This window comes from Acinetobacter sp. YH12211 (genome assembly GCF_013418015.1).
Lineage (GTDB): Bacteria > Pseudomonadota > Gammaproteobacteria > Pseudomonadales > Moraxellaceae > Acinetobacter > Acinetobacter towneri.
This window is the reverse complement of sequence record NZ_VPCW01000005.1, coordinates 14,940-28,891: the sequence shown is the minus strand read 5'-3', so window position 1 is coordinate 28,891 and position 13,952 is coordinate 14,940. Positions and strand designations below refer to the sequence as shown.

Here is a 13,952-nt window from a genome sequence, read left to right as displayed (position 1 = left end):
TATTTATAGACACTTATGACTGTTCTTGAGCATCACACGTGTTTAAATCAAAATAAATTTCATCTTTTAATTTTGACTTTTTATACAGCCAAAATTGACGCGGTACATCTACTTGAGCAGCTTTCACTGCAGCTAAAACTTGTTGATCAAGTGCGTATTGTCCCGAACCTTGTGTCAATTTCACACGTTTCACTTCGCCATGCTTATTTACTTTGAATTGAAACTTTAACTTACGTGAGTGATTTTTTAAATCTTCCGCACTTAAGTTTAATTGTGGTTGACTACGATACTTAAATTGAACTTTTTGCTGTTGTTGCTGTGCTAACCATTGTTTAGATTGAAAATCAAACTGGCAATCTTCGTGCTGGTTATCCTGAAATCTTAAATTAAAGCTTTGAAAACCAATGGTCGGTACGGCAGTATCTTCTACATAGGTCGGTTGAATTTCAGCAGTGCGAACCGCTTGTAATAAGGCATCATCTAATTTTTTCAGCCCTGTACTTTCTTGAATAGTGGCTTGACTGATTTTGCCGGTTTCATCTGCATAAATACGCACAATTGCAGCTCGGTTTTGTTGATTTAAATCTTCATTTTTATATTTGGGTTGTGGAAACTTGCGCCATGCTAAGCGTGTGGTGAGATGAGCAGGCAAGGCAGCACTTTTTTGTACTTCGAGTGTGGCTTTTGGTGTCGATTTCTGCTGCGGTGGTTTTGCAAAAAGATGCGTCGCACTGAGTCCAAGCAATAGAGTTATATATAAAGATGTTTTCATCATATTACGGTCTTTTTTATCTCACACAAGACGAGGCGAAGTATTGATGGAATTGTGAATAATCGCAAGGGTAATCCGCAACTTATTGCAAGTTTTTAGGGTGTTGATCTGCACAATTTTTGACAGAGCTTTAGCTTTATTTTGAATTGTAGTGGGTGTTCACAATTCCAGTATTTTTTCCTGAGTTGAATTACGGCAAATGAGTGAGGTAATGATCATTTTTTATTTAGCCAATATGCTTTTGTTTTAAGCAAAGATGCTTTAGAATACTCGCTCCCTTACCTGCAGGTCGTTTTTGCAATGGTGCAGACGTGCCGAACAGGTGTTTAAAGAGGTTGTTATGGCTAAGTTAAAAACTCGCCGTGGTGCAGCTAAACGTTTCAAAGCGACTGCTAACGGTTTCAAGCGTAAACAAGCGTTCAAACGCCACATTTTGACCAAAAAATCTGCTAAACGTATCCGTCAATTGCGCGGCTGTGTAATGGTTCACGTGAGTGACGTTGCTGCTGTTCGTGCTATGTGCCCATACATCTAAGGAGATTATAAATGGCTCGTGTAAAACGTGGTGTACAGGCTCATCGCCGTCATAAAAAAATTCTTGCTCGTGCTAAAGGTTACTATGGTGCTCGTTCACGCGTATATCGCGTAGCGTTCCAAGCGGTAATCAAAGCAGGTCAATACGCTTACCGTGACCGTCGTCAAAAGAAACGTCAATTCCGTGCTTTATGGATTGCGCGTATCAATGCGGGCGCTCGTCAAAATGGTTTATCGTACAGCCGTATGATCGCTGGCTTGAAAAAAGCACAAGTGATTATCGACCGTCGCGTACTTGCTGACATCGCTATGCATGACGCAGTTGCATTTGCTGCTTTAGCTACAAAAGCTAAAGATGCATTAGCTGCATAAGTCTTTATGACTTAAAAGAAAGACCGCATTTGCGGTCTTTTTTTATGCCTGAAATTTAGGGTCTCTGCCAAGTTTCATAACTCAATCTGAGAAATTTTTAGCCACAGCCTGAGCAAAAACAAGCACTGCTTTGTTTGCAGCGGAAGGCGCAGCGAAGGACAAGCATATTTTTTGCTGCTATTGCGTTATGTGCCGGTCATTTAGAATGACTAAATTTCCTGTCCCATGCCTTATATCAGCTAAAAAATATGCGTTGTCGCAAACATAGACGAATTGTCAACAGCCCCTAAGCTTATAAACCAAAATAATAGGCAGCTGCACAAATAACCACAGTCATTAAAATCAGTTTAATCACGGCAGATGTACCCACTTTATGCGTAGCTGCAGGTGTTGGTATTTGTGGTGAAGCGATGTTTTGTACTTGGCTAGGCGTTGATTCAAAAGGATCAGGTGTTTGCACTGGCGTGAGCTGTGCGGTCTGATAATGGTTCGCAACCTTGGTGATAAATTTGGCGTGTAAATCTTCAAGTTTCTGAGAAAAATGACGTAAATTGAGTTGTTCGCTTGGTTCAAGTTCTGTGCCATCGGCATGATAAGGATGCTGGATTTTATTCTGAATGTGTTGATCCAGTGCATCTAAACGATACAGCATCTGATGTGCATAGGCAGCAGGGTAGTCTGCGGGAATTAACGCCAAAGTTGGGTACATGCTTTCAGTTGCGTTTTGAGTAAGATCTACACCGAAATAAGGTTTAGCGCTTTGCTCTGGTTCAACAAACTCTGTAGCACAAGGATTTAAAAATAATTCGGAGCGAATAAAGCGATCAATTTCATCCCAGTTTGGAGAGGCAAAATCTGCATCGAGCTGTTTGGCGAGTTTGTGATTTAATTGATAGCGCCACATGACTTCCTGACGTAGTTCGCTCTGTTGGGAAACAGGCGCCATATAATCTTGTTCTGCGGTATACCATTCTGCAAGCTCTTTTCCGAAAATCCAAGCAGATTTGTGCTGTGCCTCGTGACTCACAATAAAGTGTGCAAAAGGCAATAACTCTACATTTGGATTGGGGTTTTTTTCATCATTTAAAATACTTGCCTGATGTAGGCTTAAACGTCGCACACCTTGTTGTTTAAGATGCTCTAACCAGATTTGAAAGTGTTGTGCCAGTAAATGTTGTGACAATAAATCACGAAACTGAATTTGATGCTGGTTAAACACTTGATGCTTGAGCCAATGATTAAAACTTAAATCTTGAGCCAAATATTCATTGCCATAAGTCACAAGGGCAAGTTGCTGTTTCCAAATCTGATCGAGCGCCATAATGTTGAGATCTCGTGGTGATTGGCTTTATCTTATACTTTTTGTATTTCAAGATGCTAATCTAATTTTCATTACATCGAAGCTTCATCAAAGCGACTAAAAACTGTTAGAATACGGGGTTTTTAAATTATTTCTAAATTGTTGCTTTTGAGAGTTACTATGTCACTGGAAGCCCTGACCAATGAAGCGCTCGCTGCAATTGCAGCAGCAGAGGACCTTGCTACACTCGACCAGGTGCGAGTGCAATTTACGGGGAAAAAAAGCCAGCTTGCGGAACAATCCAAAGCACTAGGTAAAATGGACCCTGAACAGCGTAAAGAATTTGGTGCACAAATTCATGCTGTGCGTGAAGCAATCAATGCGGCATTAACTGCGCGTCAAACTGAATTACAACAAGCGGCTTTGGCACAAAAACTGGCGAATGAAACCGTTGATATTACTTTGCCAGGTCGTGGTCAAAGCATCGGCAGTATTCACCCAGTTACGCAGGTACAGGAACGTATTTGCCAATTCTTTACCAAAGCAGGTTTTACCGTGGCAACGGGCCCAGAAGTTGAAGATGACTATCACAACTTTGAAGCGTTGAATATTCCAGGACATCACCCTGCGCGTGCCATGCACGATACTTTCTATTTTGATGTGAATCATTTATTGCGTACCCACACGTCGGGCGTACAAATTCGCACCATGGAAAATCAACAGCCGCCTATTCGTATTGTTTGTCCAGGTCGTGTGTATCGCTGCGACTCAGACCAAACACACTCACCAATGTTCCATCAAATTGAAGGCTTATACGTCGCAGAAAATACCAGTTTTGCAGAACTCAAAGGTTTGTTAATTAACCTGTTAAACGAATTCTTTGAAAAAGACTTAAAAGTACGTTTCCGTCCATCTTATTTCCCATTCACAGAGCCAAGTGCCGAAGTGGATATTATGGATGAACGTGGTCGCTGGTTGGAAGTTTTGGGCTGCGGTATGGTGCATCCAAATGTGTTACGCGCTTCAGGCATTGATCCAGAAAAATATAAAGGTTTTGCCTTCGGTTTAGGGGTAGAGCGTTTTGCGATGTTGCGTTATGGCATCAATGACTTGCGTATGTTCTACCAAAATGATGTGCGTTTCTTGCGCCAGTTTGCTTAAAACTTTTTAAACAACCTTTCCTAAAATTAGGAGAGGGAAAAGAGATTATTTTTAAATTTTAAAAATCCCCCTAAATCCCCCTTTGTAAAAGGGGGACTTACGCGAAATAAATAGAAGTGTGGGAATTCCCCTCTTTGTTAAAGAGGGGTTAGGGGAGATTCAGGAAATGAATGTATGAAAATTAGCGAAAATTGGCTACGCACGTGGGTTAACCCAGCCATTGACAGCGATACTTTATCGAATCAACTCACGATGCTGGGTTTAGAAGTTGATGATATGTCACCAGCAGCAAAGCCATTTACAGGCGTTGTGGTGGGTGAAGTCTTAACGGTTGAACAGCATCCAGATGCAGATCGTTTACGTGTGACTACGGTAAATATTGGTTCAGGTGAGCCGTTGCAGATTGTGTGTGGTGCGCCAAACGTGCGTGTAGGTATGAAAGCACCTGTGGCAACCATTGGTGCGGTATTGCCAGGCGACTTTAAAATCAAAAAAGGCAAACTGCGTGGTGTGGAATCACAAGGGATGCTCTGTGGCGCATCAGAAATTGACCTTGAAGATAAACTTGATGGTTTATTGGAACTGCCTGCAGATGCACCTGTAGGTGTGAATGTACGTGAATATCTTGATCTAGATGACCATGTCATTGATATCAGTATTACTCCAAACCGTGGTGATTGTTTCAGTATTCGTGGTATTGCCCGTGAAATTGGGGTGATTAACCAATTGCCAGTGAATACACCTGACATTCAGGCAGTAGCGGCAACTATTCAGGATGAAAAAACTGTACAAAGTTTGACGGAAGGCTGCCCACGTTATTTAGGTCGTGTGATTAAAAATGTAAATACCAAAGCCGCTACACCTGAGTGGATGGAGCGCGCGTTGGCACGTTCAGGTATCCGTCAGCACAGTATTTTGGTTGATATTACCAACTATGTCTTGATTGAATTGGGTCAGCCAATGCACGCTTTTGATGGTGCTAAAATTCAAGGTGGCATTCAAGTTCGTCAAGCGACTGCAGCAGAAAAATTGGTGCTGTTAAACGAGCAAGAAGTTGAGCTGCAAGATGATGTGATGGTGATTGCCGATGACGCAAAAGTATTGGCGATGGCGGGCATCATGGGTGGTTTATCTTCTGCGGTAAGTGATGAAACCACAGAAATTTTCCTTGAATCCGCTTTCTTTGCACCATTGCATATCGCAGGTCGTGCACGTCGTTATGGTTTGCATACCGATGCCTCACAGCGTTATGAACGTGGTGTCGATTTTGAATTGCCATTATTGGCGATGAACCGTGCATCACAACTGATTGCAGAATTTGCTGGCGGCGAATTTGGTCCAATTACAGTGGCAGAACAAGCAGCACAATTGCCAACACGTGAAGCAATTGCGTTAAATCAAGCGCAAGTCGATCAGCTCTTGGGTTATCACGTTGATGCTACATTTATTGCCGATGCTTTAACTCGTTTAGGCTGCGAAGTTACTGTTCAAGCTGAAGGTCAGTGGAGCGTTATACCACCATCACATCGTTTTGATATGGCAATTTACCAAGACTTAATTGAAGAAGTTGCTCGTATTCACGGTTATGACAACATTCAAATCAGTTTGCCTGTGATTGATGTGCAATTAGCAAAATACCAAGATCAGTTTGAAGTTGCGCAATTACGTCAAACCGCAGTGACTTTAGGTTATCAAGAAGCAATTAGTTTTAGCTTTGCCGATGCAAAATTGGAAAAACAATTAAACCCTGCAGTGAATCCGTTGGCATTGGCGAATCCAATTTCAAGCGATTTGGCAGTAATGCGCTCAACGTTGTTATCCAGCTTAATTCCATGCGTTCAGTACAACGTGAATCGTCAACAAAACCGTGTGCGTTTCTTTGAGTTGGGTTTACGTTTTGATTATCAACATGCAGCAAGCATTCATGACTTGAAGCAAATTCCAACTTTGGCATTGATTGCGGTGGGTGCTAAACATGCAGAATCTTGGCATGCTAAAGCTCAGCCTATGGATTTCTTCGATTTTAAAGGCGATATTGAAGAAATTTTAGCTGCAGGTCGTGTGCAGGTAGAGTATGTTCGTTCAGAGCGTACTTGGTTGCATCCTGGACAATCTGCTGAAATTTTGGTAGATGGTCAGTCTATTGGTTACTTTGGTCGTTTACATCCATCTTTAGAAGATGAGCTGGATTTAGGCACGGCTTGGGTAGCAGAACTCGATCAAACAGCAGTTTTGCAAACTTATGTATCTAATTTTACAGAATTATCACGTTTTCCATCGGTTAGACGTGATATTGCGCTTTTAATTAGTGATAAGATAAATGTAAGCGAAATTCAGCAACTTATTGAAAAAACGGGTGGAGCGCTGTTAGACTCAACTTGGTTATTCGATGTGTATACTGGACAAGGTGTTGAACAAGGCAAGCGTTCTTTGGCTTTTGCTCTGTTATGGCAACATCCAACACGTACACTTGAAGATGCTGAAATTAAATCTGGTATGGATAACATTCTGCAAGTGTTGGAAAACACTTACCAAGCGACATTGAGGGCTTCATGACAGCATTAACAAAAGCAGAAATGGCTGATCATTTAAGTGAGCTCACGAGTTTAAACCGCCGTGAAGCGAAACAAATGGTCGAGTTATTTTTTGATGAGATCAGCCAAGCACTGATCTCTGGCGAGCAAGTTAAACTTTCAGGGTTTGGGAACTTCGAGTTACGTGATAAACGTCAACGACCTGGTCGCAACCCGAAAACAGGCGAAGAAATTCCAATTTCAGCCCGCCGTGTAGTCACATTCCGCGCAGGGCAGAAATTCCGCCAGCGTGTGGGAAATGAGCAGATCGATTGATCTGCTTTTTTTTTATGCTTTTTATAAGAGATTTTAGAAAGACGCTGTGATTTAGCAAGACATAGTGATTGATCTTGCAATTGAGAGACTTGAATCAAACTATGGATATGAATGAAAACACTGTAGAGCTGAACAAGACGCTACCTAAGAATTGAGCGTGGAGATGAGAAACCAAAAGGTTATATCGAAATAAATGCCGAATGGGGTTAAGTGTTTTGGTTAAATGCTTTTATATGCTGAATCATCTACTTGAAAAAGATGGATTGAGCGATTTGGAGATATTGTGCTGAGTAAAATAAATTTTAGACAAAATATTCAGAAATAAAAAAGAGAGCCATCGGCTCTCTTTTTGTACTGCATAATCGTATCGATTATTGAGCAGCAGCTTCAGAAGCAGCAGCAGCAGCGTCTACAGCAGCATCAGCAGCGTCAGTTGCAGCAGCAGCAGCAGTGTCAGCAGCATCAGTAGCAGCGTCTACAGCAGCTTCAGCGCCAGAAGCAACTTCTACAGCAGCAGCGTCAGCAGCAGCTTCAGCTTCAGATGCAGCTACAACAGCTTCAGATGCAGCAGCGTTAGCGTCAGCAGCAGCTTCTTCAGTTTTTTTAGCACAACCAACGAAAGCTAAAGTAGTAGCAACTGCAGCAGCAATAGCGATTTTTTTGAATAACATGGCATCACTCTCTAAAATATGAGATTAAAAAAAACCGACGTTAGTCTGTTGTATGCTTTTATTATTCCTAAATTTTGTTAGGCACTAACAACGCAGGCGCAGTCTAACTGGTCTGCGAATATGCTATCACTGCGCTTTTTGAATTGCTACTAGGTTGATTGAAAAAAAGGCAAAAAAACGCGAAAAATACGTGCTTTTTTAACAGAAAATAACAATTAATTTGGCATTTTAGATTGGAGAGTTGCACGGTAACTGGCTAAAAACTAAAAGGTTTTTACTAAATATTTTTTTATAATCATTTACTTAAAAATAAGTTTACATATACCGCGTGCAATTGTGTCTTTATGTAAATTTTGTCAACCAAATAAAAAAGCCATCGTTTTAAGATGACTTTTTTAGGTGTTCTAATATTTATAGCCGTTTAATTGGCTGCTTTACGTTTCATTTGATCAAAGAAGTCGTCATTAGTTTTGGTTTCTTTCATGCGATCAAGCAAGAATTCCATTGCTGCCAATTCATCTTGAGTGTGTAACAATTTACGCAAAATCCAAACTTTACGCAAATTATCTTCACTCATTAAGCGCTCTTCACGACGTGTACCTGATTTTTTGATGTTCATGGCAGGGAAAACACGTTTTTCTGCAATACGACGGTCTAAGGTAATCTCTTGGTTGCCTGTACCTTTAAACTCTTCGTAAATCACTTCATCCATTTTACTGCCAGTTTCAATCAGTGCAGTCGAAATAATGGTGAGTGAACCACCTTCTTCAATATTACGTGCAGCACCAAAGAAGCGTTTTGGACGTTCTAAAGCGTGCGCATCAACACCACCTGTTAAAACCTTGCCTGAAGAAGGTACGACAGTGTTGTAGGCGCGTGCCAAACGGGTAATCGAATCCAGTAAAATCACCACGTCTTTTTTATGTTCAACTAAACGCTTGGCTTTTTCAATGACCATTTCTGCAACTTGAACGTGACGAGCAGGTGACTCATCAAATGTTGATGCAATCACTTCACCGCGCACGGTGCGTTCCATTTCAGTCACTTCTTCAGGGCGTTCATCAATGAGAAGTACAATCAAGAACACTTCTGGGTTGTTACGAACAATCGACTGAGCGATGTTTTGTAGCAACATGGTTTTACCCGCTTTAGGCGGAGCCACAATAATTGAACGCTGACCTTTACCAATTGGCGCAACCAAATCTACCACACGTGCAGTTAAGTCTTCAGTTGTTCCATTACCTAACTCCATCACCAACTGTTCTGTTGGGAAAAGCGGGGTTAAGTTTTCAAATAAGATTTTATTACGTGAATTTTCAGGGGTGTCATAGTTAATTTGATTGACTTTGAGCAAAGCAAAATAACGTTCGCCTTCTTTTGGTGGACGAATCGTACCTGTAATGGTGTCACCCGTGCGCAGGTTAAAGCGACGAATTTGCGAAGGGCTGACATAAATATCATCTGGGCCAGCAAGGTATGAACCTGCAGCTGAGCGTAAGAAACCAAAACCATCAGAGAGAATTTCTAGAACGCCATCACCAAAAATCTCTTCACCATTCATGGCATGGCGCTTTAAGATGGCAAAAATAATGTCTTGCTTGCGGTTACGCGCCATTCCTTCAAGGCCCATAAACTCGGCAATCTTGATGAGTTCGCCAATCGGTTTTTTCTTGAGTTCGGTTAAATTCATAGAGGTTCTGATAGAATTAAAATTCTGGGGTACAGGTTAGAGAGGGAGCAACATTTAGCCGCATTCATACAATAAAATGAAAGCAATTGTATTTGCACAATAACGATTCAGAGCACTGATTCATTGTTTGATTGAAAAATGTGAAAAACAATTTCTGTTGCCGAGCGGCATTTTTGTGTTGTGTCTTTTCAGAAAGAGGATGAAAGATCCTGCGTTTCCTGAGCATGCAATATAAGAGAGAAACGTCTACTTGTCAATTTGTAGGCAAAAAAAATACGCCAATGCGTGGCGTATTTTTTTCATCATCTCTATAAATAGACGATGGATCAATCGACTTAGATATTTTCGTCAATAAATGCAGTCAATTTAGATTTAGGTGCTGCACCGACTTGCTGTGCAACCACTTCACCATTTTTGAACATCAATAATGCTGGAATATTGCGGATGTTGTAGTTCACTGCAGTTTGTTCGCAAGAAGTTACATCAACTTTTACAATTTTAACTTTGCCTTGGTATTCGTCTGCAAGTACTTCAAGTACAGGTGCAATTGCTTTACATGGCGCACACCAGCCAGCCCAGAAGTCAACCAATACAGGAGTATCTGATTGAAGAACATCTGCTTCGAAGTTTGCATCAGTGGTGTTTACGATGTTGCCAGACATGGATTACGCTCCAAATAATTTTTAAGATAGCTTTAGTTAGTATTACATAGCCATCTTGAACAAAGTAGGGGAATCTGTGGATTTTCCACTCAAAATACAAATTTGTCTAATTGATCGTGACGATAACGCTAAACGAAAATGCTAATTCTGTAACACAATTGTCATATATGCGGAAAATTTAAATAGTCGTCAAATTGTGCTGATAAATGGCTTTTAAATTAGGTGTATGTGAATTACTCTAGGCACAATTCTGTCTAGGTTTGTTTGAAGAATGTCTGATTTTTTAATTGATGAAGAGTTACTCGCAGCCATCGATATGGGGTCGAATAGTTTCCACTTGGCGATTGCTCGAGTGGATCATGGTGAAGTAAAAAAAGTGGCATCAATGTCAGAAAAAGTACAGTTGGCCGCAGGTTTAGATGAAAATAAGAATTTGACCGAAGCTGCTCAACAACGTGGTTTGGCATGTTTGGCGCGTTTTGTGGGACGTTTAACTGCGGTGCAGTCAAACCGTTTGCGTATTGTGGCAACCAACGCATTGCGTCAGGCCAAAAATGGACATGAGTTTATTCAAAAAGCCGCAGAAATTTTGCCTAAACCTATTGAAATTATTGCAGGGCGTGAAGAAGCCCGTTTAATTTATTTAGGCGTATCGCACACGATGGCAAATAGTGGTCGTCGTTTGGTAATTGACATTGGCGGTGGTTCGACAGAGTTGATTATTGGCGAAGAATTTGAGCCAATTCATACCGAATCTTTACAAATGGGCTGTGTGGCCTATACCAAAGCCTATTTTGCCGATGGTGAAATTAGCAAGAGCAGTTTTGAAAAAGCAGTGGTTGCAGCGCGTAAAGAACTGTATTCGATTGCCAATACTTATAAAGAAGCAGGTTGGGATACCGTTGCAGGTTCGAGCGGTACCATTAAAGCCTGTCGTCAAATTACGGTAAATATGGGCTGGAGCAATGAGCAGGAAAATCTGACTCGTGAAGGTTTAGAAAAACTCAAAGACCGTTTGCTCAAGTTTAAACACGTATCAGAAATGGAATTTGATGGTCTAAAAGAAGACCGTCGAGCAGTTTTGCCAGCAGGTTTGGCAATTTTATATGCGGTATTTGATGTATTAGATATCGATAAACTGGTGTATTCCGATGGGGCTTTGCGTGAAGGCGTAATGTATGACTTGTTGGGACGTTTCCAGCATGAAGACATTCGTGATCGCAGTGTACAGGCCTTGATGGGGCGTTATAACTCAGACCCGAAACAGGCTGGACGTGTGGTGAAAACTGCGCAACATTTATTTGACAGCGTGGCAGAATCATTAAAATTAAATAACGAAGATAGTGACTTATTGCGTCGTGCTGCGTACCTACATGAAATTGGTTTAGCCATCAGTCACAGCAGTTATCATCGTCACGGTGCATATTTATTGCAACATTCGGACATTCCCGGTTTCTCACAAATTGACCAAAACTATCTCTCGCATTTGGTCGGCAACCATCGTCGAAAGTTGCGCCAAGACCCGAAAACAGAAGCACTGAAAGCGGGTGGCAATAAAATTGTTTACTTAAGTTTGTTGCTTCGCCTTGCAGTTTTGGTCAACGCAAGTCGTAGCGATGCGATGCTTCCTGCCATTGAATTAAGCATCCGCAATGCGCAACAATGGCAGCTCAGCGTGTCGGGTGATGCCAAACAATGGCCATTGCTTGTCGCTGAATTGCACGATGAACAAGTGCAATTCAAGAATTGGGACATTGAATTGAATATTCAGTCGGAACAATTTGTCGATTAAGATTTGGTTAATTTAGGGATAACAGTCGACTTATGAAAAAAGCTGCTCAATCTAAAGCATGGAAAACCGTGCAAATTGCACGTCATCCTGAACGTCCGCAATTTCTAGACTATGTGGGTGAAATTTTCACTGAATTTGATGCCTTACATGGCGATCGTTTATTTGGTGATGATGGTGCAATGATCGGTGGATTGGCACGCTTTGATGGTCAGCCTGTCATGGTGATAGGTCAACATCGTGGTCGCAGTACCCGCGAAAAATTACAACACAACTTCGGGATGTGTAATCCAGAAGGCTACCGTAAGGCACAGCGTCTTATGGATATGGCAGAGCGTTTTAATCTGCCAGTTTTCACTTTTGTTGATACGATGGGTGCATACCCAGGTGTAGGTGCAGAGGAACGTGGTCAGGCAGAAGCGATTGCGACCAGCTTGGCACAACTGTCGAACTTAAAAGTACCTGTAATTGCTACAGTATTGGGCGAAGGTGGTTCAGGCGGTGCGTTGGGTATTGGTGTGGCTGACCGTGTGGTGATGTTGTCACACAGTATTTACTCTGTTATTTCGCCAGAAGGCTGTGCGTCTATTCTGTGGAAAACTGCAGAAAAAGCCGAACAAGCCAGTGAAGCATTGGCATTGACTGCAGAAAAACTGCAAAAGATTGGTATTGTAGAATATGTGGTTGATGAAGGTGAGGGTGCGCATTTAAACCCTGAACAAGTCATGCACAGTCTGAAAAATGTGTTAAAAGAAGCTTTGGATGAATTGCAAGCGATGGATGCAACACAACGATGCGAAGAACGTTACCAGCGTTTAATGAAGTTTGGCAGCGACAATTTAGGTCTAGCGTCTTAAGTCAATTACAGGCTTTTCCTGCACAGACAAAATTTTTAATCGGATGTAGTGGCGGCATGGATTCCATGCTGCTACTGCATCTTTTGTCGTTTTTGTGCCCTGAAAAAGTACGCGCGATTTATATTGATCACCAATTGCAAAGTCCAAGCGCAGCGTGGGGCACATTGGTGCAAGCCACCTGCCAAAATTTAAATGTGCCGTGTGTGCTGCAAAAAGTCAGTGTGTCTGAGGGTAATTTAGAAAATCAGGCACGTCAGGCGCGTTATCAGGCCTATATGCAGCACTTAGATAGCAACGAAGTTCTAGTATTGGCGCATCATCAGCAAGATCAGGCAGAAACCGTATTGCTGCGTTTGTTTTCAGGCGCAGGTGTGCAAGGACTTGCTGCCATGCAAGCTGTCGATGTGCGTGATGACATCAGTATTTGGCGTCCGTTATTGGATATTTCGCGTGAGCAGATTTGCCAATGGAGTGCTGAATTAAAGCTCGATTATGTGCAAGACCCAAGCAATCAGGATGTGCATTATGACCGAGCTTGGGCAAGAGAAATATTGTGGCCTGTCGTGCAACAGCGTTTTCCTAAAATGCAGCAAGCTGTGACGCGTACTGCAAACTTGATGCAAGATACTGAAAACATTTTGGCAGAAGTTTTGGCGCAGGATTTAGCTGCATGTGGCACAGACTCGCAGTTGAATTTAATTCAGTTACAACAATTGTCTTTGTCACGGCAACGTCAGCTATTATCGGCATGGATGAAAGGACAGGCACAATATCGCCCAAGTTTTGATATGGTCGAACGCTTGCAACGTGAGGTGATTCAAGCCAAAGCCGATGCACAAGCGGCATTACATTGTCAGGATTATTATTATCTGCGTTATCAGCAACAATTATTTCGTTTGCCGAAAGCGGAGTATTTAGCTGCAGAACATTTTGAGGCAGAAGAACAAGTGTTATGTTTGCAGGCAGATCAGACTTTTCAAGTGTGGTCTGGCTGTTATCAACTGCAACAAGCCAAAGTCGGTTTATCTGCAACTTTGCTGAATCGTCCGTTAACTTTACGGCCACGTTTGGGTGGTGAAAAAATTCATTTGTATGGTCGGGTGGGCACATGGCCACTGAAAAAAGCCATTCAGGAAGCACAAATTTTTCCGTGGACGCGTCATACAATTCAAATATTAAGCCTAGATAATGTTATGCTAGGCGTTTTTAGCCCCAAAGGCTTTTGGCTTGCACAGTCGGACTATTGTGTCGCAGATGGATGGCAACCGAATTTAGTCTCTTAACGACAAAGAACT

13 protein-coding genes are annotated in these 13,952 nt (G+C 41.9%); 8 read left to right on the top strand and 5 right to left on the bottom strand.

The window, feature by feature from the left end; translation table 11 throughout:
* Positions 1-13: 13 nt before the first annotated feature.
* Entirely contained in the window at positions 14-772 is a 759-nt protein-coding gene (locus FTU98_RS04090; protein ID WP_026438356.1) for an energy transducer TonB, read from the bottom strand.
* A gap of 340 nt (positions 773-1,112) precedes the next feature.
* On the opposite strand from FTU98_RS04090, the gene rpmI reads away from it, so the two are divergent.
* Entirely contained in the window at positions 1,113-1,307 is a 195-nt protein-coding gene (gene rpmI, locus FTU98_RS04085) for a 50S ribosomal protein L35 (RefSeq protein WP_004975152.1), read from the top strand.
* 11 nt (positions 1,308-1,318) lie between these two features.
* The gene (gene rplT, locus FTU98_RS04080) at positions 1,319-1,678 is read left to right on the top strand and encodes a 50S ribosomal protein L20 (RefSeq protein ID WP_004975153.1); all 360 of its coding nucleotides are present in this window, start codon (positions 1,319-1,321) and stop codon (positions 1,676-1,678) included.
* A 292-nt stretch (positions 1,679-1,970) separates the two neighbouring features.
* Here rplT and FTU98_RS04075 read toward each other — a convergent pair whose 3' ends face one another.
* Positions 1,971-2,999 carry a hypothetical protein gene (locus FTU98_RS04075; RefSeq protein ID WP_167846241.1) on the bottom strand — a complete coding sequence of 343 codons (1,029 nt, stop codon included), beginning with the start codon at positions 2,997-2,999 and terminating at the stop codon, positions 1,971-1,973.
* A 159-nt stretch (positions 3,000-3,158) separates the two neighbouring features.
* On the opposite strand from FTU98_RS04075, the gene pheS reads away from it, so the two are divergent.
* The 3 genes from pheS to FTU98_RS04060 all read left to right on the top strand — a co-directional run bounded on the left by pheS (position 3,159) and on the right by FTU98_RS04060 (position 6,988).
* A complete protein-coding gene (gene pheS / locus FTU98_RS04070; protein WP_004975156.1) occupies positions 3,159-4,139 on the top strand; it encodes a phenylalanine--tRNA ligase subunit alpha in 981 nt (326 codons plus the stop codon).
* Positions 4,140-4,313: 174 nt separating this feature from the next.
* On the top strand, positions 4,314-6,695 hold the full coding sequence (gene pheT / locus FTU98_RS04065) for a phenylalanine--tRNA ligase subunit beta (protein ID WP_180050476.1): 2,382 nt from the start codon (positions 4,314-4,316) through the stop codon (positions 6,693-6,695).
* Positions 6,692-6,988: an integration host factor subunit alpha gene (locus tag FTU98_RS04060; RefSeq protein WP_004649746.1), complete on the top strand. Its 297-nt coding sequence runs from the start codon at positions 6,692-6,694 to the stop codon at positions 6,986-6,988. Before pheT ends, FTU98_RS04060 begins: the two co-directional genes overlap by 4 nt.
* A gap of 371 nt (positions 6,989-7,359) precedes the next feature.
* Here the strand turns inward: FTU98_RS04060 and FTU98_RS04055 are convergent, their stop codons facing one another.
* From FTU98_RS04055 to trxA, 3 genes are all read right to left on the bottom strand, one after another.
* Positions 7,360-7,659 carry a hypothetical protein gene (locus tag FTU98_RS04055; protein WP_131260745.1) on the bottom strand — a complete coding sequence of 100 codons (300 nt, stop codon included), beginning with the start codon at positions 7,657-7,659 and terminating at the stop codon, positions 7,360-7,362.
* A 421-nt stretch (positions 7,660-8,080) separates the two neighbouring features.
* Complete coding sequence (rho, locus tag FTU98_RS04050; RefSeq protein ID WP_004975162.1) at positions 8,081-9,349, bottom strand: transcription termination factor Rho; 1,269 nt, start codon at positions 9,347-9,349, stop codon at positions 8,081-8,083.
* Between the two features lie 335 nt (positions 9,350-9,684).
* The gene (gene trxA, locus FTU98_RS04045; RefSeq protein WP_004975164.1) at positions 9,685-10,011 is read right to left on the bottom strand and encodes a thioredoxin; all 327 of its coding nucleotides are present in this window, start codon (positions 10,009-10,011) and stop codon (positions 9,685-9,687) included.
* 271 nt (positions 10,012-10,282) lie between these two features.
* Between trxA and ppx the strand changes: the two genes are divergently transcribed.
* The 3 genes from ppx to tilS are packed head-to-tail and all read left to right on the top strand — an operon-like array spanning position 10,283 to position 13,940.
* Positions 10,283-11,803 carry an exopolyphosphatase gene (ppx, locus tag FTU98_RS04040; protein ID WP_179991361.1) on the top strand — a complete coding sequence of 507 codons (1,521 nt, stop codon included), beginning with the start codon at positions 10,283-10,285 and terminating at the stop codon, positions 11,801-11,803.
* 32 nt (positions 11,804-11,835) lie between these two features.
* Complete coding sequence (locus FTU98_RS04035) at positions 11,836-12,657, top strand: acetyl-CoA carboxylase carboxyltransferase subunit alpha (protein ID WP_004975170.1); 822 nt, start codon at positions 11,836-11,838, stop codon at positions 12,655-12,657.
* Complete coding sequence (gene tilS, locus FTU98_RS04030) at positions 12,594-13,940, top strand: tRNA lysidine(34) synthetase TilS (protein ID WP_179988663.1); 1,347 nt, start codon at positions 12,594-12,596, stop codon at positions 13,938-13,940. The genes FTU98_RS04035 and tilS overlap by 64 nt, the downstream gene beginning before the upstream one ends.
* Positions 13,941-13,952 lie beyond the last annotated feature (12 nt).